At 59.4% G+C, this 23,598-nt stretch carries 20 protein-coding genes and 1 pseudogene; 8 read left to right on the top strand and 13 right to left on the bottom strand.

Features of this window, described 5'->3' with window-relative positions; genetic code table 11:
* Positions 1 to 63: 63 nt before the first annotated feature.
* On the top strand, positions 64 to 1,239 hold the full coding sequence (locus ACYP5B_RS31075) for an integrase domain-containing protein (protein ID WP_459572227.1): 1,176 nt from the start codon (positions 64 to 66) through the stop codon (positions 1,237 to 1,239).
* A gap of 611 nt (positions 1,240 to 1,850) precedes the next feature.
* On the opposite strand, the gene ACYP5B_RS31070 is transcribed toward ACYP5B_RS31075, so the two are convergent.
* Positions 1,851 to 2,198, bottom strand: a complete 348-nt coding sequence (locus ACYP5B_RS31070) for a helix-turn-helix domain-containing protein (RefSeq protein ID WP_459572226.1) — start codon at positions 2,196 to 2,198, stop codon at positions 1,851 to 1,853.
* Positions 2,199 to 2,686: 488 nt separating this feature from the next.
* Here ACYP5B_RS31070 and ACYP5B_RS31065 point away from each other — a divergent pair, with 488 nt between their 5' ends.
* Positions 2,687 to 3,085: a hypothetical protein gene (locus ACYP5B_RS31065; RefSeq protein ID WP_459572225.1), complete on the top strand. Its 399-nt coding sequence runs from the start codon at positions 2,687 to 2,689 to the stop codon at positions 3,083 to 3,085.
* Between the two features lie 449 nt (positions 3,086 to 3,534).
* On the opposite strand, the gene ACYP5B_RS31060 is transcribed toward ACYP5B_RS31065, so the two are convergent.
* The 7 genes from ACYP5B_RS31060 to ACYP5B_RS31030 form a co-directional block, all read right to left on the bottom strand.
* Positions 3,535 to 4,923, bottom strand: a complete 1,389-nt coding sequence (locus ACYP5B_RS31060; RefSeq protein WP_459572224.1) for an L-serine ammonia-lyase — start codon at positions 4,921 to 4,923, stop codon at positions 3,535 to 3,537.
* Between the two features lie 189 nt (positions 4,924 to 5,112).
* On the bottom strand, positions 5,113 to 5,997 hold the full coding sequence (locus ACYP5B_RS31055) for a VOC family protein (protein WP_459572223.1): 885 nt from the start codon (positions 5,995 to 5,997) through the stop codon (positions 5,113 to 5,115).
* Between the two features lies 1 nt (position 5,998).
* Entirely contained in the window at positions 5,999 to 6,847 is an 849-nt protein-coding gene (epsC, locus tag ACYP5B_RS31050; RefSeq protein WP_459572222.1) for a serine O-acetyltransferase EpsC, read from the bottom strand.
* Positions 6,848 to 6,897: 50 nt separating this feature from the next.
* On the bottom strand, positions 6,898 to 7,656 hold the full coding sequence (locus tag ACYP5B_RS31045) for an amino acid ABC transporter ATP-binding protein (protein ID WP_459572221.1): 759 nt from the start codon (positions 7,654 to 7,656) through the stop codon (positions 6,898 to 6,900).
* Between the two features lie 23 nt (positions 7,657 to 7,679).
* Positions 7,680 to 8,873: an amino acid ABC transporter permease gene (locus ACYP5B_RS31040; RefSeq protein WP_459572220.1), complete on the bottom strand. Its 1,194-nt coding sequence runs from the start codon at positions 8,871 to 8,873 to the stop codon at positions 7,680 to 7,682.
* The gene (locus tag ACYP5B_RS31035) at positions 8,807 to 10,102 is read right to left on the bottom strand and encodes an ABC transporter permease subunit (protein WP_459572219.1); all 1,296 of its coding nucleotides are present in this window, start codon (positions 10,100 to 10,102) and stop codon (positions 8,807 to 8,809) included. Before ACYP5B_RS31035 ends, ACYP5B_RS31040 begins: the two co-directional genes overlap by 67 nt.
* A 23-nt stretch (positions 10,103 to 10,125) precedes the next feature.
* On the bottom strand, positions 10,126 to 11,166 hold the full coding sequence (locus ACYP5B_RS31030; protein ID WP_459572218.1) for a transporter substrate-binding domain-containing protein: 1,041 nt from the start codon (positions 11,164 to 11,166) through the stop codon (positions 10,126 to 10,128).
* A gap of 127 nt (positions 11,167 to 11,293) precedes the next feature.
* Between ACYP5B_RS31030 and ACYP5B_RS31025 the strand changes: the two genes are divergently transcribed.
* Positions 11,294 to 12,220 carry a LysR substrate-binding domain-containing protein gene (locus tag ACYP5B_RS31025; RefSeq protein WP_459572217.1) on the top strand — a complete coding sequence of 309 codons (927 nt, stop codon included), beginning with the start codon at positions 11,294 to 11,296 and terminating at the stop codon, positions 12,218 to 12,220.
* On the opposite strand, the gene ACYP5B_RS31020 is transcribed toward ACYP5B_RS31025, so the two are convergent.
* On the bottom strand, positions 12,217 to 12,789 hold the full coding sequence (locus ACYP5B_RS31020) for an L-threonylcarbamoyladenylate synthase (protein ID WP_459572216.1): 573 nt from the start codon (positions 12,787 to 12,789) through the stop codon (positions 12,217 to 12,219). The two genes, ACYP5B_RS31025 and ACYP5B_RS31020, sit on opposite strands and share 4 nt — an antisense overlap.
* Positions 12,786 to 13,748, bottom strand: coding sequence for a LysR family transcriptional regulator (locus ACYP5B_RS31015; protein WP_459572215.1), 963 nt, complete (start codon positions 13,746 to 13,748; stop codon positions 12,786 to 12,788). The genes ACYP5B_RS31020 and ACYP5B_RS31015 overlap by 4 nt, the downstream gene beginning before the upstream one ends.
* Before the next feature lie 46 nt (positions 13,749 to 13,794).
* Between ACYP5B_RS31015 and ACYP5B_RS31010 the strand changes: the two genes are divergently transcribed.
* The 4 genes from ACYP5B_RS31010 to ACYP5B_RS30995 all read left to right on the top strand — a co-directional run bounded on the left by ACYP5B_RS31010 (position 13,795) and on the right by ACYP5B_RS30995 (position 18,971).
* Positions 13,795 to 14,814, top strand: a complete 1,020-nt coding sequence (locus ACYP5B_RS31010) for an NAD(P)-dependent oxidoreductase (protein ID WP_459572214.1) — start codon at positions 13,795 to 13,797, stop codon at positions 14,812 to 14,814.
* Between the two features lie 25 nt (positions 14,815 to 14,839).
* Positions 14,840 to 16,366: an aldehyde dehydrogenase family protein gene (locus tag ACYP5B_RS31005; protein ID WP_459572213.1), complete on the top strand. Its 1,527-nt coding sequence runs from the start codon at positions 14,840 to 14,842 to the stop codon at positions 16,364 to 16,366.
* Between the two features lie 79 nt (positions 16,367 to 16,445).
* On the top strand, positions 16,446 to 17,795 hold the full coding sequence (locus tag ACYP5B_RS31000) for a DUF3100 domain-containing protein (protein WP_459572212.1): 1,350 nt from the start codon (positions 16,446 to 16,448) through the stop codon (positions 17,793 to 17,795).
* A 3-nt stretch (positions 17,796 to 17,798) separates the two neighbouring features.
* Positions 17,799 to 18,971 carry a M20 aminoacylase family protein gene (locus ACYP5B_RS30995; protein WP_459572211.1) on the top strand — a complete coding sequence of 391 codons (1,173 nt, stop codon included), beginning with the start codon at positions 17,799 to 17,801 and terminating at the stop codon, positions 18,969 to 18,971.
* Positions 18,972 to 19,760: 789 nt separating this feature from the next.
* On the opposite strand, the gene ACYP5B_RS30990 is transcribed toward ACYP5B_RS30995, so the two are convergent.
* Both ACYP5B_RS30990 and ACYP5B_RS30985 read right to left on the bottom strand, forming a co-directional pair.
* Positions 19,761 to 20,885 carry a phosphatidate phosphatase App1 family protein gene (locus ACYP5B_RS30990; protein WP_459572210.1) on the bottom strand — a complete coding sequence of 375 codons (1,125 nt, stop codon included), beginning with the start codon at positions 20,883 to 20,885 and terminating at the stop codon, positions 19,761 to 19,763.
* A gap of 299 nt (positions 20,886 to 21,184) precedes the next feature.
* Positions 21,185 to 22,195 (bottom strand): lipase family protein, encoded by a 1,011-nt coding sequence (locus tag ACYP5B_RS30985; protein WP_459572233.1) that lies wholly within the window; start codon positions 22,193 to 22,195, stop codon positions 21,185 to 21,187.
* A gap of 247 nt (positions 22,196 to 22,442) precedes the next feature.
* Here ACYP5B_RS30985 and ACYP5B_RS30980 point away from each other — a divergent pair, with 247 nt between their 5' ends.
* On the top strand, positions 22,443 to 22,778 hold the full coding sequence (locus ACYP5B_RS30980; protein ID WP_459572209.1) for a group II intron maturase-specific domain-containing protein: 336 nt from the start codon (positions 22,443 to 22,445) through the stop codon (positions 22,776 to 22,778).
* A 414-nt stretch (positions 22,779 to 23,192) separates the two neighbouring features.
* Here the strand turns inward: ACYP5B_RS30980 and ACYP5B_RS30975 are convergent.
* A pseudogene (locus ACYP5B_RS30975) lies at positions 23,193 to 23,598 on the bottom strand (ABC transporter); the annotation flags it as partial.

The raw sequence follows: 23,598 nt of genomic DNA, 5'->3' as shown, positions 1-23,598 counted from the left end.
ATTCCGAGTTAGAAGCGCTGGCTATACGAAATGCCGTCATAACTTCAGAACCGAGTCGCTATCATGATGACTATCGATTACGCAGGCATTGCCGAACGCTCTGGTCTCCCCCCGGAGTTCATCGATGCCTTTAAGCTGCTGGCAGCAAAGCATCTCCGGAAGATCCGGAGCCCGTCTCGGCTGAGTGACAAGCCGGTTTCGTTTGAAACACAGTATCGACGCGTGGTGAACTTGTTAGCCGCATTCCGAGAACTGCGGGAGGACGGCTACAAGCTGACCAGCCCGTGGAATCTGAAGCAGAAGCACGTTGCGCACCTGGTCAGGAAGTGGGTGCTCAAGCTGAACCAGGCGCCTGGGACCGTGGAGAACAAGCTGACCTATCTGCGCACCATTGCAGCCTGGATGGGTAAGCCCAATCTGGTCGGGAAGCTCGACGACTACGTCGAGCGGCCGGAGGAGTATCGCCGGACCTATTCCACCGAAGTGGAGAAGACTTGGGAAGCCCAAGGCGTGGAAATCGGCGCGCTGCTGGCGGAGATAGAGCGCACAGACCGCTTTGTTGCGATCCAGCTAAAACTACAGGCGGCGTTCGGCTTGCGCGCAAAGGAATCGTTCCTCCTACGGCCACACCGAGTGACCGTTGACGGTGCGCTGTTGGTGGACGCCGGTACCAAGGGCGGCCTCAATCGCGACGTCCAGATCGAGTTTGAGGCGCAGTACGTGCTACTGGCATCAGCATGCCGGCTGGCCAATAGCAAGAGCCGAACCACCATTCCGCTCGGCTACACCCTGGACCGGTGGAGGAATCACTTCTACCACGTGCTGCGGACGCATGGCGTGACCAAGGGCGCTCTGCGTGTGACGGCGCATGGGCTGCGGCACCAGTACCTGAACGGCCTCTACCACCGAATCACCGGCGAACGCTCGGCCATCCAGGGCGGAGCGAAGCCGGCCGACGCACTTCATCAACTGGGCATGAAACGGATCGTGGAGGCGGCGGGTCATTCCCGGGCGACCAAGAGCGAGGCCTATCTCGGCCGGCACGGGGCGGTGAAGCGAAAGCGACCGACGATCGAGGAGGTCCGGGCGGCGTTGGAAAAATCCGGGCAGGAGAAAAAGGCGGCTGCCGCCGCTCTGGGGATCTCGCGACAGGCGCTGTATCGCATCCTAGATGGCGCGCGCTCGCAGGCGGCCGTCGCGCACCAGACGAACGGAGTGGAGAAGGACGCGAACAAATAGAGCCATGCATTGCGGCGGCGGCGCCCCTGATGGCGCCCACTATTGCCTCTGGCTAGGCCGACGACTCCTTCCGTTGGCCAGACCGGAACACAAACGGAATCCGTCGCGATATCGATGTAGACCGTCTACAAGGACTCGATCTGTCTTGATCGGATGCGTGACAATGGTAGCGAAATGCAGCGTCATATCACCTGCATCTGCTGGGAACCCAGAAACGAAGACAGCCACCGAAGTGGCTGTTTCCCGTTGCTGAGCGATCAGAGGGCGCGTTATTCCTGCGCTCTTTCGCTTTTTCCGCACCGTTCAGCATCACCATGCAGAGGGTACAAAATGCAATGCAGAAGGCACTCATGACCAGCATACCGACCATCTAACTCTCCCTTGCTGGAAGGACATCATTTGCAAATGAGTATCACGCCCTATGAGAACAGGAAGACTCGGCGATGGTGGCTGCATCGCCTCGCGCGCTAACTGTCAGAGACTGCAAAGTTGCGTGCGCGCCAATGATGAGGTGCTGATCCAGGGATAACACACGCTCGTTATACAGATGCAGCAGATGTGTTACCCACGCCCCTGCAGCGAAGACTAGCGCCCGATCAGCCCAGCATTTGTTACTTGCTTGTTAGACCGCCGACCAGTTGCCGAATCACACTCATCAGCATTTCGCGTTTCTCGTCGCTCAGTCCCTCTAGCAGCTCCACAATTTTCCTGGCCTGGTCCACTTTCCGGTTCGAAGCATTTGTCAGCAGTTCCTCTATCCCGCAGCCGAAAATCTCAGCTAGTTCGGCAAGCCGAACCACAGAAGGAATCGCTACTCCCGTTTCCATCCGGGACACTGCCTCTCGGCTGATGCCCAGCGCTTCCGCAACCTTCTCTTGAGACAGCCCGACGGCGGCGCGCTTCGATGCAATCGCCTGTCCTACCGCCCTCACCAATGCAGCCTTCCCTAACTCGTTCATGTGTGACCTCTTACGCACGGTCGTAATGGTCGACTGAGTAGCAAGTGAATCACATGAACCACGACATCACACTGTGATGTTTTACGTTACACTACTACACGATAGCCCACAGGAAGTCCTCAAGAGTGCCCGAGGCGCAGGCATTCCCTTGTCGGTGCTGGGTTGCGAGCAGAAGTTGTAGGGACGGTGACGGAGCCTGCCGCACAACCCCAACCGGCCTTAGATGCATCAGGAGAAGCCTGGCCTAACCCCTTGATCTGGCGAGAAGACGAGACGTATGAAGCCCAAAACACAAAATAGCTTTAATCTATCAATTTTATTTTTGTAATTTTATACGACTATGAAAACCAAGCCTGAAACGACGTCCTTCGCCGCCCGGCAAGCGCGCCTGAGCTTGCTGGAAATCCTCACCCCAAACCTGCCGCCTGAAGCGTTGCTTGCGAGTCTCCCGAGAGATTCCGGGCGACATTGCAAGAAAGGAACACCGAATGCACCGTGCTGGCGAAAACGGCCATCGAACAAATGAAGCAACGCCTACCCGAAACATGATCCTTGGCCCGATGCTGGTCTTTCTCGCCATCACGGCAACGTTGTCCAGCTTGACGAAGCCGGCATTGTCCAACGCCGCGGACGACCCAGGAGCGGCATATGGAACTGCAAACGCAACCGACTCGAAATCAGCCCTGATTCAAGCAATTGCAAATGCCCGAGGAACCCTACAACACGCACAGCGCTCCGGCCGCGCTAACGATTCGCAGTGGTACTTGGTCGCCAAAAATTTGCCAAGGGAACTCTCCCAGCCCATTGCAGACCTGGGCGGCTACGCCACTGGGGCCTCCGTGCTGAACAACCGTGCGGACAGCGTTTGGCAGTCTTGCGGTGGATGAATAAGGCGAAAAGCCACATTCAAATTCTGTCGTATGCCATTTCAACGCATCGATACAACCTTTCTTGTAGTCCCTGATACCACCTGCACTACCACTCCTGCATAGCGGGCAGTTTCTCGACTACGGACACGTGATGGGGTCAACATGACTGTCGCACTCGTTGTAGGTGGATACGCCGTGGTTCTGCTCATTGCGCTCCTCTTAGCGGTGCGCTGGGTGTGTCGGAATGACCCTGGTTTTCGTGACGATGACTCGCAAGATCACTAGGCCCGATGACATGGCGTATGTATCCCGACAGCATCTCTTGTTCGATGGCAGCAGCAGCTCGTTGTGCCGTTCTGGGTGGCGGGCCCGCCCGGCCCTTCCTTGGCGAGTTGTTGATGCGAAGGAACCTTGCGTCTTCCGGCAACGAGAAGCGCCGGGAGCGACCTTCTGAACAATTTCGTCCGTCAGCACTCGACAATATTGACTGCCAGGCCACCACGCGAGGTCTCTTTGTATTTGGTCAGCATGTCGGCGCCCGTCTCGCGCATTGTCTTGATGACCTTGTCCAGACTCACGTGATGCGTGCCATCTCCGTGCATCGCCATGCGGGCAGCGTTGATCGCCTTGACGGAGGCTATGGCATTCCTCTCGATGCACGGTATCTGCACCAGGCCACCAACCGGGTCGCACGTCAGCCCAAGGTGATGCTCCATGCCAATTTCGGCTGCGTGCTCGACCTGCTCGGGATTACCGCCGAGCACGGCGCACAATGCACCTGCCGCCATCGAACAGGCCACGCCCACTTCTCCTTGGCAGCCGACCTCAGCTCCCGAAATCGATGCATTCTCCTTATACAGAATCCCGATTGCTGCCGCAGTTAGAAGAAAGTCAACTATGCCGTCTTCCGAAGCGCCAGGCACGAACTGCACGTAGTACTGGAGCACTGCAGGGATAATACCGGCCGCACCATTGGTGGGCGCGGTTACGACACGGCCGCCGGCAGCGTTCTCCTCGTTCACGGCCAAGGCGAACATGTTAACCCAGTCCATCACCACCAATGGATCGTCGGTGCGCCCAACACCCGATTCAAGGCGCCTGGCCAAAGCCGCCGCCCGTCGCCGAACATTGAACCCGCCAGGCAGCACGCCTTCGGTTCGGCAACCACGTTCGATGCAACCGCGCACGACAGCCCATATGTGCAGCAATCTCGTTCGCGTCTCCGCATCTGAACGCCAGTGCCGCTCGTTGCGGCGCATAATCTCGGCGATACTGCAGCCGAGGTGAGTCGCCTGCCCCAGTAGTTCCTGTCCTGAGCGGAATGGGACCGGCAGCACAGTCACGTCCGGTGCGATTCTCTTCTGCTTGCTTCCGTCCACGGCCACCTGTTCGCTAACGATGAAGCCTCCGCCCACAGAGTAGTAGGTCCGCTCCATAATTGTGTCCCCGGCCCCAGACAGCGCCGTAAAGCGCATGCCGTTGGCGTGGAACGGCAGCGTCTCGCGCCGATAGAAAATCAGGTCTTCTTTTTCCTTGATTGTGAGACGCGTGCCCCCCTCCAAGGAGACCGATTCGCTCGCACGGATTTCCTCGAGATAGCGGGGTATCCGTTCAACGTCGATCGTGTCAGGTTCGTGGCCAGCGAGGCCCAGCAGCACGGCCTTGTCGGTGCCGTGTCCCTTGCCGGTGGCCCCGAGCGAGCCAAACATTTCGGCGCGGATACGGCAAACATCGCTGCTGCCCGCCTCTCCACCCAGGACCTGCGTGAACATCCGGGCGGCGCGCATGGGCCCCACGGTGTGCGAACTCGATGGCCCGATGCCGATCTTGAAAAGGTCGAATACACTGACTGCCACGAGTTGCTCTCCGATGCGTTGATTAGTACCTAGCCTGTCTGAAGGATGAATGAGCCGTCGTTACTAAGCAACGGCATCGGAAGTGAATTTCCGTTGACCGCAAGACAACACTCCGATCCCTCTCATTGCGAGATGTGGTGACGGTTGCCAGGTGCGGCATTGAGGGTCGAGACGGTTTGCCGCTCGTCACTACGCGCTGAATTCCATGATCACGTTGCCGCATTGTTCTGGCGATATGAGCCAGGTGTCGCGGGCACTTCGCAGGACGTCAACGCCATTTGACTGCCAAAGGCTCTCCAGTACCGCTGGGGCCTGGCTTTTGACAGTTAGGCCGATGCCATGCGGTTGCGTATCGCCCTTCCAATCCGGCATGGGTATGGAGCCGTAGTAATCCGCGGCCGCGCGCGGTGACAGGATGCGGATCAGGCCGCAGCTGGTGTCGGCTTCGACGATGTCCTTGGACTGGGCAACGTGCGCATCGCCGTAAAAGGCGAGGTAGCGCTCGGCCAGATCCAGGGGCTGCTTAGCCAGATAGGTCACGGCCGTCACGGCAACCACGCCGTTGGGGTGGTCTTGCCATGCCGGCACCCAAATCAGTTCGGGCCGATGTTGGTGGCAGATGAAATTCGACACGTCGCGCTGCTCCTCGTTTAGAAAGAGCCCTAAGGAGACGACGGCGACGTCCGGCGTGCCATCCGGCTTTGTCATGTTGCGCCGGAAGTCGATCAGGCCTTGCGATTGCAAGCCGCTTTCGACAAGCGCTGCATGGTCGGCGCGGGCGTCCTTGCTGTGCAACGCCACCAGCCCCAGTCCCTCGACACGGTCGGTGAATTTCCCGACGTTGCGTCCATAGCAGAAGCCATTGACCGAATTCGTTCCGAACTTCGAGGGATCGTTGACGGCGATGATCTCGATGAAGTTGTCCTTGAACATCAGCAGCGACAGCGTTGTGCCCCACGGGTGATACCCGACCGGATTGGGCGTGAATCCGAGGTTCTTGAACTGCTCGCGCACGCGATCAAAGTCGCGAACCGTAACGACCGGATGATCGATACCAAATCTGACGTTAGCCATCTCAAAGCTCCTGGACAGTCGTTGCGCGTTTCACGGTCTCGTCAATCGCATCGAGCCGCTCCGGCACCCTTCCCACATCCCTGGCCGGAACACCGGCAACCACGCGGCCTGGGGCAACAGGCTTCAACACCACACTGCCGGCGGCGATGATGGCACCTTCGCCAATCTCGATGTTGCCAAGCACCGTGGCACCCGCGCAGACGGTTGCGTTTCGGCGGACCTTTGGATGGCGGTCCCCGCCCTGGGTCAGGGTACTGCCGAGGGTAACGCCGTGCCACATGTTCACGCCGTCCTCGATGATGGCAGTCGAGCCGATCACGATACCCATGCCATGATCAAAAAAGACGCCATCGCCAATGCGCGCGGCCGGATGGATGTCCATGGCGTAGTGGATGGCACCCCAGTTCTGAAGAAGAACTGCCAACTCACCCTGATCATCGCCCAGCAAGGCATGGTTGAGCCGGTATAGCTGCAGACCTTGGAAACCTCGGAAGCTAAGAAAGCCCGTAAGAACATCCGGGCAAGCTGGGTTCACCGCCTCCAGCTTCTCAAGATCCAATGCAGCCGACACCTCGATCTCCGGATGCGACCGCAGCACTTGCTCGAAAAGAGGACCCAGGCGCAGCGCCGGCGGCGTAACGTTGGCGAGTGACTGTGCGAGCATTGCGCCAAGGGCGCTCGCGAAGGACGGATGCTGGAGGATCGATTCCGACAGTGTCTCGGCAAGGCTCGGGCACGCTCTTGACAAAGTCTTGGCCTGCTCGGTCAACCTGTGCCAGAGTGCGGTCGACTTTTGGTCGCCGACAATTGTCGCAGCCATTGGGTTCATTCCTGAAACTTTCATGATCATTTGATGACGATCTCATCCCTTGGGGAGTTCGTCTGCGGTGTGTTATTCGTTCAATGCTTGAGTACCCTGGAGAGGAACAGCCGAGTGCGTTCTTCCTTGGGCGAGTCGAAGATCTGTTCAGGCGCCCCCTGCTCGAGGATCTTTCCCTGGTCGACAAAGACGACGCGATTGGCAACCTCTCTCGCAAAGCCCATCTCGTGGGTCACAATCATCATCGTCATGCCTTCGGCCGCCAGCTCGCGCATGACGTCCAGCACTTCTCCGACCATTTCCGGATCGAGCGCCGACGTGGGCTCATCGAACAGCATGACGTGCGGCTCCATTGCCAGTGCTCTGGCAATGGCGACGCGCTGCTGCTGCCCGCCAGAAAGTTGTGAGGGAAACTTCGTTGCGTGGTCCTTCAGGCCAACGCGCTCGAGCAATCGACGTCCCATCGCCTCGGCCGCTTCCCTGGTCTTGCCGCGCACCCGGATGGGCGCGAGCGAAACGTTTTCCAGCACCGTCTTGTGCGGAAACAGGTTGAATTGCTGGAAGACCATGCCAACTCCCTTGCGGACCTCATTCAAGCGCTTGTCTTCACTGAGTTCCCGCTCGGCCTCGCATGGCATTTCGCACCCGTCGACAACGATGCGCCCCTCCTGAAACGCTTCGAGGCCGTTCACGCACCGTATCAACGTGGACTTGCCCGAGCCGCTGGCGCCAATGATGACCAGTACCTCGCCTCTTGCCACCGAAAGATCGACGCCACGCAAGACTTGAACAGGGCCAAAGGATTTCTTGACCGACTCGATCTGGACAATGTTGTTCATGGGATACCTAAAGGATTGTTGGGTTAGCGGTGGCCAATGGCCATCCGTGCTTCCAGGCGTCTCGCGCCAAATGTGATCAGCGAAGCCACAGCGAGATAGACGAGAAACATGAAGGCGTACAATTCGTAGGTTCGACCGCCAGACTGTGGATTGACTAGCACCATCTGGCCGGCCCGCAGAAAGTCCGTCAGGCCGATGATGAATAGCAAAGGCACGTTGTTGAAGATATCGAGCACGTTGCCGACCAGTGCTGGCATGACGACGCGCAACGCTTGGGGCAGCACCACGTCACGGCTGATCTGCGCTGGCGACAGTCCCAGCGATTGAGCGGCCTCGATTTGCCCGCGCGGAACGCTCTGCAGCCCGCTGCGTACGTACTCCGCAACGTAGGCCGCAAAGAACAGCGTGAAGCCAAGCAGCCCCCGCACCAGGTCCGGCATGGCATTCTGCGGCGACACCAGCGGGGTAATGATCCAGACCCAGTAGACGATCAGAATCAGTGGCAGTGAACGCATCACCTCGATGTAGCCGGTGCAGATAATGCGTGCGCTTGCAAATCGGCTACGCCGCCCAAGCGCCAGGCCGATGCCCAGCGGCACGCTCAATACCGCGGCCAGCAATGTAAAGAGCACCCCCATCAGCAAGCCGCCCCAACGCTCGGTGCCGGCCGGCGCCAGCAACGCGCCGATGGAGAGCAAGCCGAGCAGCCAGGCCACACCAACCATCTTGCGCAGTGATGGCCAGACGTCGACGACTAGCCAGCCTGCAAGACCCACGGCGACGCAGCCTAGCGCGCATGCCAGTTGAAAGATGCCCGTGAACGCGCATCCCGCGGCTGCTAGCGCAGCGATGTCTACACCAATGCCAAGCACTCGGCGACGCGCACATGTGACCAGCGCGACGGTCATGCCGCTGACCAACGCGAGGATGCCGGTGGCGAGCCAGGGCTGAATCGTCATCTCGCTGGGGAGCGTGCCAACCATGAGGACGCGCAAATTGTCGCCAACCACGTGCCATTGCGCCTGGGTGATGGCCCAGTTGCCGACGCTGAACAGCATCCACAGGCACAGCGGAATGAAGAGGATCGACAACGCCGTGTCAAAGGGTGTCGCCAACAGGTTGCGCCGTGCCCAGCGCGGAAATGCAGCAGTCATCGCGATGCTCCTGCCAGAAGAAGTCGTCTGTTGACGAAATTGACCACGAAACTGATTGTCCAACTGAGCACAAGATAGGCAAGCATCACCATGATCACGCCTTCAAGATTGCGGCCAGACGTATTGGCTACGGTGCCATAGACATTGAAGAGATCGGAGAAGCCGATGGCGATACCGAGCGAGGTGGTCTTGGCCAGGCTGATGTACTGGTTTCCGAAAGCAGGCAGCACCACGCGGAACACTTGCGGAATGACGACGTCCCGAAAGGCATAGCGCCTGGACAGCCCCAGTGCCGCCGCAGCTTCCCATTGACCTTTCGGCAAAGCCAATATGGCGCCACGGACGATTTCCGCAATGAATGCTGCGGTGTAGACGCTGAGCCCAAGGAACAATGCCGCGAACTCCGGACTGGCTGCCACACCGCCATCCACCAGGAACCCATCAACGTGCGGGGTGGCGACGGTCAACGGAAAGCCCAGTGCGATGGCGGCAACCAGTGCGGCTGCGCTCAAAGCGAGGAATAGATGCCCCATTCGCTGCACCTTGCGTGCAGCGAATGCCGCTAGCGCGAAGGCAGTGCCCGCAAACAAGCTCCACAGAGCGCCATTCGACGCATCTTCGGCCAGCACTACCGCCGGCACGTAAAGCCCCTGCTTGCTGAACAGAATCCCACCAAACCAACGCGAAGCGTCCGTCAGGGCGGGCATCTGCAAGACCACGGCGAAGTACCAGAAGACCAACTGGATGAGCATTGGCGTGTTGCGCGCCAACTCAACAAAGCCGAAGCTCAACTGGCGAACGAGCCAATTGTGCGAGATACGCGCCATGCCTACCAGTAGACCGAGCACCGTAGCAAGGACGATGGACACCGCGGCCGCCTTGATGGTGTTGTAGAAGCCGGCCAGCAACGCTTCCGCGTTGGTATCAGCAGCGGTGAACGAGCGTATCCCTTTCCACGTGACAATATAGCCCTCGCTGATATCGAAGTTGGCTGCCTGCCTCAAGAAGCCCATGTCGAAGCCAATGCCGTTGCGCGCCAGGCCCGCACGCACACTCAGTGCAAGCCAAGCGACCAAGGCCAAGGCCGCCAAGACGATTCCCGCCTGCTTGGCGAACTTGACTACGCGCAAGCCTAGGCGAGTTGACGTTGACAGTCCGGGACGCGGAGACAATGCGGCGAGGGAGGCCATTCCTGCTGCCGTGTTGGGTGGCGTGGACGGCTCCATCGACGTCGGATTCACTATTCGATTCATGGCGGCTTCTGAGGTACGGTTCTCGTTCGGCGCGGGCATTGAGCCCGCGCGCCTGCGGGGTATCAGATCCACGGAGGGGAATACAGTGCACCGCCCTGGCTCCAAGGGGCATTGAGGGTGCCCTTACGATCGATGAAGGTCGATGTCTTGGGGCCAAGATTGCGCTCATAGATCTCGCCGAAGCTGCCAACCTGACCGATGACCTTGCTGACGAAATCCGCAGGCAGGCCGAAATCCGGCCCAAAGCTGCCATTGACGCCAAGGAACTTCTGCACGAAGGGATCTTGGCTCTTCCTCGACGCATCCAGATTCTTCGCGTCGATCTTGTACTCCTCTGCCTGGAAAGTAGCGAAGACAATCCAGCGCAGAGCGTTGCGCCAACGGGAGTCGTTCGCGACCGTGAAGCCGGCAAAAGGGGACTTGTCCAGCGTCTCCGGCAGGATCGTGTAGTCGGCGGGGTTGGGCGCGTTGGCCTTCCACGTGGCGAGGGCGGATCGATCGGTACTCATGCCTTGGCATCGACCGGACTCCATGGCGGCGAACAGTTTTTCCAGGTTCTCATAGGTGAGCACCTTCGTCGAAGGACTCCAGCCCTGGGACTTGATGTAGCCCGAGAGTGTCTGCTCCGTCGCCGATCCTTGAGTCGTGCAAATGGTGGCGCCATTGAGTGCCTTGACACTCTGAATCTTGTTGCCCTTGACCATGATTCCGTTGCCGTCGTAGAAATAGATTGGCAGGAAGTCCACTGCCACCGCCGATTCGCGCGCAGGCTTGAGCGTCGTGTGGGCAAACACGACATCCACTTGATTGGTCTGCACCGCATTGAAGCGGCTCTTGTCGGTCACCACCACGTACTTCACCTTCTTCGCATCGCCCAGCACCGCGGCGGCCACCGCCTTGCAGAGATCCACGTCCATGCCGGTCATCTCGCCGGTCTTGGTGTTGAGATATCCAAAGCCAGGGGCGGCATTGTCGGTTCCGCAGTTCAGTACGCCCCGCGCCTTAACCGTGTCGAGTACGGAAGTTGCTGCACTAGCGTGGCCTGCAGCAAAGCAGATCGCACTGGCTACAGCGGCTTGGCAGAGAACGGCAAAGTGTTTCATCTGGTTCCTCTCGGGCGAGACGGGTTGTGGGATGCCTCCATCCTAGGAACAACATTCGTATAGGTCTATTGATGTATTCTTACGATATACATTAGCAAAACTGTTTATTTGGGTATACCCTCCCCGTATGGAAATCAGTCGACTGCGCGCCTTGCGCGAACTCTCAACACGCCAGACCATGGCTGCCGTGGCTGATGCGCTCTTTTTGACACCCTCGGCCGTCTCACAGCAGATCGCGCAGTTGGAGGAGGAAGCGGGGATCAAGCTGACCGAGCGGCAAGGGCGGGGAGTGAGGCTAACGACCGCGGGCGAAGTACTGGTGGCTCATGTCGAGCGTTTGCTAGGTGTGCTCGAGGAGGCCAAGTCGGATTTGGCCCAGTTGAAGAGGGAGATTGCTGGCAAGATCCGTGTTGCGGCGTTTCCGACCGTTGCCGCAGCGTTGTTGCCACATGTGATCAAGACGCTGGGTGTGTCCTACCCCTTCCTTGAGATAGTGCTTGAGGAAATGGAGCCTGCGGACGGGTTAGCCGCGCTCGGCTCATGGCGGGCCGACATCGCATTTGTAGATGACCTGACTTTCCGGTTGCGGCGAGAGGATAAGACCGTCGAGCAGGTTCCTCTCCTGGAAGATGTACTGTACGCGTTACTGCCGTGCGGTCACCGGTTCGCGGATCGCGCGACGGTGTCGATGGGAGAGTTGAAGAATGAGGCATGGGCCCTGGATTCAGCGTCGAGCTTCTACGCCGAATTCATCGTCAACCTCTGCCGACGCGCGGGTTACGAACCGCGAATCAATGCAGAGTGCCGCGGATTCGAGATCCTCGGCGCCATGGTCGCCGCCGGCTGCTCGGTTTCCGTGATTCCGGGTCTCAGGCTATCCCATACCCCTTCTGACGTGCGAGCGGTCAAACTTCGCCCAGAAATGAAGCGACGTATTTCGGTCGCCTATCGCCGAGGCGAACGAAAACATCCCGCAGTGCAGGTATTCGTTTCCCAGTTGCTGGCAAGCGCCGAAGAACTCGCGCTTCGACCCGTGCCGCAACTCCCGGCTTAGGCTCGCATCACCTGCCCGGTGATCACATCCCGAATGACGGTCGGCCGACTCAGTGTGCCGACTGGCGCATCCAGCACGCCGTCTAGCGCGCGGCCAAAGTATCGCTTCAGTTGCTCAGTGTTGACTGCAGGAGGCTCGCCACTAGGATTCGCGCTCGTCGAGACAAGCGCGCCGCCGAATGCCCGACAAAGAGCCCTCGCGGGCGGATGCGCTGTCACGCGCACCGCGATCCCACCTCGCGTTCCACTTACCCACGAGGGCACATGCTCGCTGCGCGGGAACACCCATGTGTGCGGGCCCGGCCAGGTTTCTGTGACTTCACGGAGGCGGTCCTCGGATATCCCCCTCAAGTCGAGAAATCCTGCAATTTGCCCAAAGTCCGCCGCTATCAATAGTAGTCCTTGACTGACGGATCGAACCTTGAGATGACAGATTCGTCGAACGGCAGTTTCATTGCATGGGTCACAACCGAGTCCCATGACTGCTTCCGTCGGGTACCCAACCACGCCACCGCTGCGCAGCACCTCTGCCAGGGACTCAACGGTTGAGTTGCTGCAACATGCCGTCATGCCTTGCCACTCCTTCTCGGCTTCGCGTCCCGGAAAGCACGCATCGTGGATATGAGCTGTAGCAAGAGCTGATTCGACGCGATCGGCAACTGCCTGCCGAGACGCGTGACGATATGCGCCTCCGCGCTCGCCAGGATCCGGTTATTGATGGGAATTGCCACCAGATCGCCTGCGTCGACTTCCTGTGTAACGGCGAAGGCAGGAAGCAACCCGACGCCAAGCCCTGCCTTCACGAAGTGTTTGACCACCGAAATGGAGTCGGTCGTTAGCTTCGGAACGAGTCGCAGGTGCTCCAATTGACTCGCAAGTTCGATGGCTTGGCGCGTGCCGTAGGACCCGTGCATCATCGCCAAATCATGGCCTGCAATGTCCCGCAAAACTGGCTCGCGCTTTAACGCTACTAGCGGGTGATTGGGCTTGGCGATTAGGCACATCGGTTGGCGAATCGCTGCTCTGGAACGAATGCTTGCGCTCACGGGCGGGTTGTAGACCAAGCCGATATGGGCCTGATCCTCGGCCACACGCCTTAAGACCTCGTTGGTACCGGCCAAACTCAGACTGACGGTGAGATGCGGGTGTTTTTTCCAGAACGCCTGCAAGGGTTCCGCCATCAGGTCGCCAACAAAGCCCTCCCCGAGGACAAGGTCGATATGCCCGCGCACAAGGCCTGCGACCTCGCCGAGCTTGTTGAGTACGTCCTCCTTATGAGACGTATGCTGCCTGTAGTACTCCACTAGCATCTGACCGGCCTCTGTGGGCTTGACCCCGCGCCCCAGCCGCTCGAGCAGTGGCATTGACAGTTCAGTTTCCAATTGCGCTATCTGCCGGCTCACCACCGACGGATTCATGTCCAGCTTGTCCGCCGCGGCGCGAATGGAACCCGATGCAACCGCTTCGTAAAGATACCGGACGCGTCGATCCTCAAGGGAGGACGCCATCTCCGGACTAGGGCGCGCCATTGCGACTCCTGTGTGTTGACTGGAAAGCAACACAATTCTACCGCTCATGCCATTGCTAGCCAATCCGTGCAGTGCAATTCTTCGCTTACGGCGGAGCTGCCACGCGATTCATCGACGGGGTCCGAACAGGGCCATGCCGCTCGCCAGAACAGCAACTAGTCATCCACCCGAAGGAAATCGAATGAACACCATTGGCGTAATCGGATTGGGCAACATGGGGCGTGGCATGGCCCTATCCTTGCAGCGTGGCGGCTTCTCCGTCGTGGGCACGGACGCTTCGGCGGCCACGCGCGACGCGCTGGCCAAGGAAGGTGTCCCGGTCAAGGAGACCGTCAAGGAGGTGCTGGCGTTGTCGGACGCGCTCGTCCTCTCACTGCCGACAGCAGCGATCGTCGCCGAAGTCGTGGCTGGCCCAGATGGCCTGATCAGCCATGCAAAGCCTGGCGTGCTCGTGATCGACACCTCGACCTCGCATCCAGACACCACGCGCCGGCTAGCCGCGCAGCTTGCAGCGGTTGGCATGAGCATGATGGACGCGCCAGTCAGCGGCGGCCCCAAGGGCGCTATCTCCGGGACCATGGCCATGGTCATTGGTGCCTCCGACGAGGACCTTGCTAGAGCTATGCCCGTGCTGGAGGCAATGAGCGCCAAGCGCGTCCATGTAGGGGGCGTCGGTGCAGGTCATGTCGCAAAGATCGCCAACAACCTCTTCACCGCCTCCCACCTGATCGTGGCTGCCGAGGTCACGCGGATGGCTGCCAAGGCCGGCGTGCCCGTCGAGCGCCTGCTGCAAGGGATCAACGCCGGCTCCGGCCGAAGCTTCGTTACCGAACATAGCTTCCCGACGTGGATCATGAACGGCAAGTTCGATTCGGGCTTCACCATGAAGCTGATGCGCAAGGACGTGCGCCTTTCGCAGGAACTGATCGGCGCACTCGACCTGGATCTGCCCCTGTCCGGCAAGGTCGCCGAGCTGTGGTCCAAGAGCAGTGAGACCATCCAAGACGATGAGGACTTTAACCGCATCGTTGAACTTGGCACGCGTCCCCAGCCCGCAAAGGCTTGAGCACTTCTAATAGGAGATCCTCACCATGAAGAACAACCTCACCGAACAACTGCTCGCGTCCTTTGGCGTCTTCTTTCCCCAAGGCATCATCGGCTCCTATGTGAACGGCGAAATCCTGCAGGGCGAAGGCGAAGAGATCCCGCTGGTCAACCCTTCGACCGGCGAGACCTTCCTCAGCTACAAGGACGCCGGCAGCGCAGTCGTCAGCAAGGCGGTCGACGCGGCAGTCGCGGGCCAACGTGCCTGGGCGGCCGTCAGCCATGCGGAGCGCGGCCGCATCATGCAGGAGATCGGCCGTTTGCTACGGGCCAACCTCGAGCCGCTGGCGCAACTCGAATCGCTCTCGGCCGGCAAGCCCATCCGTGACTGCCGGGGCGAAGCGCTGCGCGTCGCAGAGATGTTCGAGTACTACGGGGGCTGGACCGACAAGGTCTACGGCAACGTCATCCCTGTGCCGAGCGGCCACCTCAACTTCACACGCCGGGAGCCATGTGGCGTGGTCCTCCAGATCACGCCCTGGAACGCACCATTGAATACCTGTGGCTGGCAGATCGCACCGGCGATCTGCATGGGCAATGCCGTGTTGCTCAAGCCCTCGGAACTCACCCCGCTGAGTTCGTTGGCCGTGGCCTTGCTGGCCGAGCAAGCAGGCCTACCTAAGGGCGTCATCAACATCCTTGCCGGCTACGGCCATACGACGGGGCAAGCGGCCCTGATGAGCCGCGCGACCAAGAAGGTGGTATTCGTGGGTTCCGTGCCCACCGGCAGCAAGATCGCCGCGGCCGCCGCGCAGCGCGGGATCCCTTGCCTGCTCGAGCTCGGTGGAAAGTCTGCCAATATCGTCTTCGAGGATGCAAACCTGGAGCGCGCTGCAATTGGCGCGCAGGCGGCGATTTTCGGCAACGCGGGCCAAAGCTGCGTGGCAGGCTCACGTCTGCTGGTGCAACGCAGCATCTACGATAAGTTCGTGCAAATGGTGGCCGACGGTGCCCGCCAGCTTCGTGTCGGCGAGCCCACTGCCCCGGAAACCGAGGTTGGGCCTGTTCAGAATGCCAAGCAGTTCAATCACGTCCTCAACATGATCCAAACCGGCGTGAAGGAAGGAGCGACGGTGGTGGAAGGAAGCAATGGCGAGGCATCGGGTCCCGGCTACTTCGTGCGACCAACGGTGCTCAAGAACGTCACCAACGACATGACGGTGGCGCAGACCGAGATCTTCGGCCCAGTGGTCGTCGCCATTCCTTTCGATACGGAAGAAGACGCCATCCGCATCGCCAACGACAGCGACTTCGGCCTGGCCGGTGCGGTTTGGACGAGCGACATCGGCCGCGCCTACCGCGTGGCGTCCCAAGTCAAGGCCGGCACCTTCTGGGTGAATATGTACAAAGTCATCAACGTGGCCTCGCCCTTCGGCGGCTATGACGCTAGCGGCTATGGACGGTCCAGCGGCATCGAAGCGCTGCACGAGTACACCCAGGTGAAGAGCATTTGGGTTGAGACCGCCGTCAACCCGAACCAGTCGTTCGGCTACGCGCCGAGCCTGGACAGCTAAGGAGGTGGCGCGCGCGGCCGCGCCGGCCGCCACAACACCACGCGCCCGCGCGCCCTAACCCCACCCGGAGGATTCCACCATGTCCACTCATTCGTTGTCTGCCGCCACATCCGCGAGTACTACTGGCGACAAGGCCAGGCTCTTCTTCTTCGCATTCGTTCTGGTCGTCGTCGCCGAGTTCATCGGCAACGTCAGCGTCCCGCTCGGCCCGGCCAAGATCGTTCTACTTCCCTTACTCTGGGCATTGCTGATGGGCGGGGCCTGGGGCCTGGCCAGCAAGCAGCTCCCCCCAGGTGTCGCAGTGAGCACGGAACTCCAGCGTGTCGCTGCAACGATCCTTCAGCCGGCACTGCTCTTGTTCATTGCCAAACTGGCACTGCTGGTGGGAGGCTCGCTCCCCAAGATCGCAGCCTCCGGTTTCGGCCTGGTCTTCCAGGAGTTCGGCCACTTCTTCGGCACGATGGTGTTCGGACTGCCGATTGCGCTGCTCCTGGGCATCAAGCGCCAGGCCATCGGAGCGACGTTTTCCGTAGGGCGCGAACCAAGCCTGGCGATCATCGGAGAGAAGTTCGGCATGCAGTCTCCCGAGGGCCAGGGGGTACTGGCCGAGTACTTGACGGGCACGGTCTTCGGCGCGGTGTTCATCGCCGTGGTGGCGGGCCTGATCGCCAGCCTCAACATCTTCAACCCCCTTGCCCTGGCCATGGGCGCCGGTGTCGGCTCCGGCAGCATGATGGCTGCCGCCGCCGGCTCGATCGCCGCCCAGCAGACGCCGGAGGTGGCCAAGGACGTCGCGACATTTGCGGCTGCCAGCAATCTAATCACGACGACGATTGGCACTTACTTCACCCTCTTCCTTTCCCTTCCCTTCACCATCTGGGCCTACGGTCGGCTGGAACCCCTGATCGGGCGCACGACCAGCGCGACCATTGAGTCGTCGCCCGCGCTGTCAGCGGACGTCCACGATCCCGCGCCGAGCCTGGGCATGCCAGGTCTGGTCCTCACCTGGGTGCTTGTGGCGGCCTTTGCCCTGTGCGGCAACTGGATTACCTACAAGACATCCCCCGTTGACCCTCTGGTGCTGGGCGGCATTGCCATCATCGTGGCCGTTGTGAGCGTGGGCTACGCGCTGTACCGCTTGACTGGCGCACGTCTGCCGGCCGTGGTCTGGGTGTCTCTTGTGGGTATGGTCCTGACGTTCCCCAGCTTCCCGGGCGCCGCGCACATCGCGGAGATGACGGGCAAGATCAATTTCCTGGCGCTATCGACCCCCATCCTCGCTTTCGCGGGACTCTCCATCGCCAAGGACGTTCCGGCATTCCGCAGGCTGGGCTGGCGCATTGTCGTCGTGTCCTTCGCGGCAAATTTTGGCACTTTTGTTGGCGCTGCGCTGATCGCACAGTTCTTTATGCATAAGCCGGTGATCTGAGCCATGTCCGATTTCACCCCTAACCTCGACCCTGACGTCGTCAACGCAATGTTTGCTTGGCGGCGCGAGCTGCACGCTCACCCTGAACTGGCATTCGAAGAGCATCGCACGGCTGACCTAGTCGCCCGGGAACTGGCCAGCATGAGCATTGACGTGTATCGCGGCCTGGGCCGCACCGGCGTCGTCGGTACCATCACGACAGGAGAGGGTCCTAGTATTGGTTTGCGCGCCGATATGGATGCGCTGCCAGTGCAGGAACTCGGCATGGTTGCCCACGCCTCGACCCACAAGGGCATCATGCACGCATGCGGACACGACGGGCACACGGCCATGTTGCTTGGCGCCGCTCGTCATTTGGCCAAAAATCGGGATTTCAAAGGCACCATCCACTTCATCTTTCAGCCTGCCGAGGAGAACGAAGGCGGCGGTCGTGAGATGGTTGAGGATGGACTTTTCGAACGCTTTCCGTGTGATGCGGTCTATGGAATGCATAACTGGCCTGGGCTGCCGGCGGGGGAATTTGCCATCAACCACGGTCCAATGATGGCCGCACTCGACACGTTCGAGATCACAGTGCAAGGTCGGGGCTCGCATGCCGCTATGCCTGAGCGAGGGGTCGACCCGTTCATAAGCGTCGCACAGATCGTTCTAGGCCTGCAGACTATTCCAAGCCGGCTCGTGAGCGCCCTGGATACCATCGTGGTAAGTGTGACGCAGATTCATGGCGGGGACACCTGGAACGTGATCCCCGACAGCGTTCTGATCCGCGGTACCGTCCGCTGCTTCGATGCCAAGGTACAGGACCGCGCAGAAGAAGCACTCAGGTCCATGGCAACAACACTGGCCGCGGCTCAGGGAGCCACTGCAAACGTAGAGTATTCGAGACGCTACCCAGCAACCGTGAACAGTTCGCAAGAGGCAGACAATGCAATCGCGGCTGCGAAGGCTACCCGCGGGAGCCAGGGAGTACGTGTTGGCATCCCCCCTTCGATGGCGTCCGAGGATTTCGCATTCATGCTGCAGGCCCTACCCGGCGCCTACATCTGGTTGGGAGCTGATGGTTGCCAGCCAAGTGCTCCGCTGCATAACCCCCACTATGACTTCAACGACGAAACGCTTGCGGTGGGGGCGGCCTATTGGGTCTCGCTTGCGAATTATCTGTTGCCGGTTCTTTGAATCAGTTCATACCCCTCTCAGCGAGCGGGCGAAATATGCAGCATTGCTCCTCGCCTCTGGGGACGTTCGCTCAACTGCCACGAGCGTCCGCACCGATGAGCGGGCCTCCGGGCTCGGCCTGCGGAAGGTCCGGTAAGCGCCCATAAGCGGTCATCCAAGGCGGGGACGGTCATCGTCTCTTCATCGGCCATAGCGGCCGTTCACCCCTTTCAGTTTGCGACCGGTCCGCAATGTCCGCCTCCATTTCTCGCGAATGGGTACTTCCTACCCCTATGCGCAGGCCGCAACTATGCGCAGATCGTACACGGGCGCTTGGTTGATTCAGCGGCGACGCGGCTTCTGCCCGATCGATCAGAGTAGGTCTCGACATAGTTTCCGCTGCGGAATGAAGAGGCGGTCCCACTTTAGGGGGCTACCATGGCAAGCACCCGATTAGCTCAATCCACCGGCTTCAAACCGGCTCGCCAAGGGACCACTCGGCCATGCGTCGGATCCAGGCGCCAGACTCACTATGCGATTCCCGCCGACGCTGTAACTATGTGCAGATGGTGTCGGCCCGAATCCTCACCGAATCCAGGCCGGTACCGTCAATCTCGTGGCAAGTGCACATAGTTGTGGCTGCGCATAGGGGTCGCAACGCAAATCTCTGCAACGACCCCAAGCCGACCTTCGCCATTCCCAAGAGCGGACTTCAACGTGTCAATCCCTACCGTCCTCGGCTGGTTCCTCAACTTTGCAGCCATGCAATCGCCTGCCTAGAAAGATTGGCAGGGAGGGCCGTTCGCTCTATCAGCGTCCGCTTGTCTCGGCGGTGCCTTTGCCATCACGATTGGGTGCAAAGTGCGGAAGTTCTGCCGGATCACTGAAACGGCGGAGGGGTAAGGATGCATAGTTTCTCGTATCCTCCTTCTGGCACTCTTCGGGGACTTTGCGAATGTAAATTGCATCTACCCGATTCTCGAACTCGGACCGTATCTGAGTATACGCCTCGGGATCCTTCTCTGCAGAATCTCCCACTAGGATGACATGGCGTTCAGGAAAGCGCTGCATGAGAGCACGGATCTTTTCAATTTTGAAGTCTCTTATTCGAGCTTTGCTTTGATCCGTGAGCTCCTGCAGAGCTGCTTGCACGTTTGGGATATCTATCGATCGCATATCCCAAGTGAAATCCGGAAAGTTCTTCGCAGTTGTAAATTCCGCAAGCGGTTCGTTGAGCTGCCACGGGCCCGCTGACACAACGTGGAAGTGGATTCCCGGTCCATAGGCGGCCTCCCACGATCGATAAAGGTCAGCCATCTTTGGTACATCATGAAATTCGTTCGAGAAGGTATTCGCAAGCATTTTATTTCTGTCTAGTACACATGTTTTCTTAATTGTGTCATCCATATCCGTCACGACAGTCAGCCCCTTTTCCGGAACCAATACGACTGTTCCGGTGAACGGTCTCTGATTTTCACCAAATGGCACTGATTCAAATGTGACTACTCCATCTTTCGCGACTATCTTGGCTTCAGCGTCCGTAATTAGGACCTCGCCGCTGAAGTAGCCGGCGGGATCGGAAGGCGGTAATCGTACTTTCTTGTTTGCAATATTGATGGTTACCACAGTGTTACGTTGACTGTCGGAAAAGAAAAGCCCCGCGCGCTGTCTATAGATTTCTGGATTTTCACCGGGATGTACGCGCATTGCGAACGCCTTGACCAGTCCTTGACGGAACTGACTTCCTTCCGCGGGTTCGTAGATGCGGCCCTGAATGTGCAAAAGCCACTGGTTTCCATTAACCACGCCGGCCATGGATGGAAAAAATCGGACGACTTGGCCTGCCTTTGGGCCGTCGGCCGGCGTGCCGAACGAGTTGGTCCCACAAGAAGTTACCGCGAGAGAGACCAGAAAGAGGAGGCTTGAGAGATTCATAGTGATCTTCCTGTCAGTCCAAGCCGAGCCCGCGTGCAGGTTCGTCTTGACATTGAACCTTGCCTATCCACATCTGTTTGCTTGCTATAGTCGAGCGATAGCAGTAGAGGTTCGCCAGAACCCACGCGCGCACTTGCGCGGCCATATCCGCTGGTCCAATCCGTGGCGGCAAATCGCCACTTATGTCTTTGTGGATAAATCGTATCGCCTGGAGTGACCCGTCAGGCCCGGCACGGGGCGCCCACAGCCCGCCGGCTCAGCGCGGATTTCCAACTCTGCGTTCGCTGCTGTCGCTCCCCTCACTTCCGTGCCTCTGATCTGGCTACGTTCGGATGGCCGCTTGCGAGGTCTAGGCTGCACGCAAGCTTGCCCATTGAGTGCGAAACGATGGAGTTCGGTGAGTAGAAAAAACTGTATCTGACCTCGCGGACAGCGGGATCCATCACGGACGGTGGATAGATAAAACTCGTAAAAGATCGAACGCTCGCTAAGATTTCACCTCGCTCGTAAATTCGCACGATCTTCAGGCCCTTGCTGTTTTCTTCACGCGTTTTGACGGGGACACTGTAATAGCCGGTCACGGGTGATGGATCGAAAGCGTAGACCTCCGCCACCTTCACGGTTGAAACTGTGTCAGGCCACGCGTAGGCGAACTGCTGAGCAAGACCACCGCCAAGTGAGTGGCCCGTCGCAACAACTTTAACGCGCTTCAAATACTCGTAAGCGGGATCGCCCAAGCGCCTGCTCAACTCCTTCGAGAACTCCGGCACGAAATCCTTGACGAGTTCGGTATATTCATCATCGTGCTTAGGAATGAACCAACGGAGATTCGACTTCCAGTCCTTACCGCTAGTGGCCACAGTCCCACCAAATGCCACGGCGACAATCGGTCCGTCCGGCGTCTTCCTTTTTTCCCAAACCTCCACGCGGAGATGGGAATCATCGTACCGGCCGCGCGTCTCCTGAGAGGGAAAGTTCTTCCATGGCTCCCAGCCTGCAGCGTCCAGTGCATCCTCCGTATTTTGACAGCCGGCAGCCTGCTGCTCAGCAGTCCCAGCTTTCGCTGCAGACGCAGACGTTGCGCCCTGATTAATTGATTCGACAGATTTCGCGTAGGCGGCTTCGCTCAGCCACGCGTATTCCCAGTGGAACTTCGCCTCTTGTACTACGGGGGTAGCATGACCGAGAAAGCGCTCCCCAGGCTCGCGCGAGAGCACCTCTTCCGGCGTTTGACGGAAGCTCGCGCAGCTTTGCAGCAGGAGCGAAAGCACGCCGGTCGTCAAATAGGCGGCGATTGATGTTTGGCTCATCACGGTGCCCCTCCACCTGGATTGTTCTTCGCGACCAATGATCGGTCGACTACACCGCCTTAAGATTCAAATGCGGCGCGGGCGGCTATTCCGGCTGCCCGAGGCAGAAGTCGGAGATGCACTGGGTGACCGCTCTTGGCTGAGCTCCGCTTGTCGACCGCTCGGGAGCGCTTTTCCAATAGGCGGCCCGATGTTCACCTCTGTTTATGCTAGATAACTTCTTATTTTTTGCAAGTAACACTTTGAAATGAGTGACCGTACATGGACGCCTCCAGTGGCAAGAGACCACGGCGATGGTGGGGAGATGAACCGCGCGCTGCGCCGCTGGGCGAATTACTTCCAGGTAGGGACCGTCAGCCGCGCATACCGGGCGCTCGACAGCTATACCGCGACGCGGTTGCGCAACAAGCACAAGCTCAGACAGCACAGGGGCGGGAGCTATCCACTCTCGCACCTCTACGAGTACTACGGGCTCGTATGTCTGAGTGCGCTCCGGGGCGCGGCTTGGCGTGGGCGAACGCGTGAAGTTCTGTGCATGCGCCAGATACGGGAGATCTGTGTGTCCGGTCGTGTGTCCAGTTAAGGCTGATGTTCAGCAGGAGTCGGTCCTGCCGGGGTGAGAGTCAGTCGGCCCGTAGCTGGGATAGCAGGTGACGGGAAACCAAGACTCTGAAGCCTATCGACGAGCATTCCTCTGGGGAATGCGCGAGTTGTCGGGCCGCAATGAAAGTGAACGTGGGAGTGGCCTTGAAAATGAAAAGATCCGAGGGCCGAGCCTGCAACCTTAGGGTAGAGTTCTTGGGGCCCTCTTTCTCTGCGAAATGCCCTCGTCCGCTAAGGTCGGTTTCGTAGCTTACGATCACGCCGCGCGCTGTCACCTCTTCCTGTCTTGCTAAATTAAAAGATCGAAGTGCCCGGACTTATCCATAAACCGAATGTCGAAATCTGGCGGCAAGAGGTCACTGCTGAGCTTCGCTTCACCTGGGAGCGTCATTTGCACCGGTGCGATCTTCTCCATGCGTTCGAGCGCCTTGACCCGGCTCTGCGCCTGCTTCGCCTTCGAGGCCTTGGCCTTAAAACGGTCGATGAATTTCTGCAGGTGGGCGATCTTGTCTGCCTGCTTGGCCACCGCCGCCTGCTGCAATACGAGTTGCTCAGCGCGCATGTCTTCGAACTTGCTGTAGTTGCCGCCATAATGCACGAGCTTGGCGTTGTCGACGTGCACCGTCACCTGCGTCACCGCGTCGAGGAATTCGCGGTCGTGGCTGATCACTACCAGGGTTCCTGAATAGCGCTTGAGCCAGGCCTCCAGCCAGACCAGCGCGTCGAGGTCGAGGTGATTGGTCGGCTCGTCGAGCAGCAGCAGGTCGGACGGGCACATGAGCGCGCGCGCCAGTTGCAGT

The sequence above is a fragment of the Cupriavidus sp. 8B genome, from assembly GCF_054589115.1.
This window is presented reverse-complemented; position numbering and strand designations above follow the sequence as displayed.

Excerpts from the sequence above, each read along its gene's own strand:
- ACYP5B_RS31075 (WP_459572227.1), top strand. The coding sequence starts at position 64 with ATGATGACTATCGATTACGCAGGCATTGCCGAACGCTCTGGTCTCCCC.
- ACYP5B_RS31070 (WP_459572226.1), bottom strand. The coding sequence starts at position 2,198 with ATGAACGAGTTAGGGAAGGCTGCATTGGTGAGGGCGGTAGGACAGGCG.
- ACYP5B_RS31065 (WP_459572225.1), top strand. The coding sequence starts at position 2,687 with ATGCACCGTGCTGGCGAAAACGGCCATCGAACAAATGAAGCAACGCCT.
- ACYP5B_RS31055 (WP_459572223.1), bottom strand. The coding sequence starts at position 5,997 with ATGGCTAACGTCAGATTTGGTATCGATCATCCGGTCGTTACGGTTCGC.
- epsC (WP_459572222.1), bottom strand. The coding sequence starts at position 6,847 with ATGATCATGAAAGTTTCAGGAATGAACCCAATGGCTGCGACAATTGTC.
- ACYP5B_RS31045 (WP_459572221.1), bottom strand. The coding sequence starts at position 7,656 with ATGAACAACATTGTCCAGATCGAGTCGGTCAAGAAATCCTTTGGCCCT.
- ACYP5B_RS31035 (WP_459572219.1), bottom strand. The coding sequence starts at position 10,102 with ATGCCCGCGCCGAACGAGAACCGTACCTCAGAAGCCGCCATGAATCGA.
- ACYP5B_RS31030 (WP_459572218.1), bottom strand. The coding sequence starts at position 11,166 with ATGAAACACTTTGCCGTTCTCTGCCAAGCCGCTGTAGCCAGTGCGATC.
- ACYP5B_RS31025 (WP_459572217.1), top strand. The coding sequence starts at position 11,294 with ATGGAAATCAGTCGACTGCGCGCCTTGCGCGAACTCTCAACACGCCAG.
- ACYP5B_RS31020 (WP_459572216.1), bottom strand. The coding sequence starts at position 12,789 with ATGACGGCATGTTGCAGCAACTCAACCGTTGAGTCCCTGGCAGAGGTG.
- ACYP5B_RS31015 (WP_459572215.1), bottom strand. The coding sequence starts at position 13,748 with ATGGCGCGCCCTAGTCCGGAGATGGCGTCCTCCCTTGAGGATCGACGC.
- ACYP5B_RS31010 (WP_459572214.1), top strand. The coding sequence starts at position 13,795 with ATGCCATTGCTAGCCAATCCGTGCAGTGCAATTCTTCGCTTACGGCGG.
- ACYP5B_RS31005 (WP_459572213.1), top strand. The coding sequence starts at position 14,840 with ATGAAGAACAACCTCACCGAACAACTGCTCGCGTCCTTTGGCGTCTTC.
- ACYP5B_RS31000 (WP_459572212.1), top strand. The coding sequence starts at position 16,446 with ATGTCCACTCATTCGTTGTCTGCCGCCACATCCGCGAGTACTACTGGC.
- ACYP5B_RS30995 (WP_459572211.1), top strand. The coding sequence starts at position 17,799 with ATGTCCGATTTCACCCCTAACCTCGACCCTGACGTCGTCAACGCAATG.
- ACYP5B_RS30990 (WP_459572210.1), bottom strand. The coding sequence starts at position 20,885 with ATGAATCTCTCAAGCCTCCTCTTTCTGGTCTCTCTCGCGGTAACTTCT.
- ACYP5B_RS30985 (WP_459572233.1), bottom strand. The coding sequence starts at position 22,195 with ATGAGCCAAACATCAATCGCCGCCTATTTGACGACCGGCGTGCTTTCG.
- ACYP5B_RS30980 (WP_459572209.1), top strand. The coding sequence starts at position 22,443 with ATGAGTGACCGTACATGGACGCCTCCAGTGGCAAGAGACCACGGCGAT.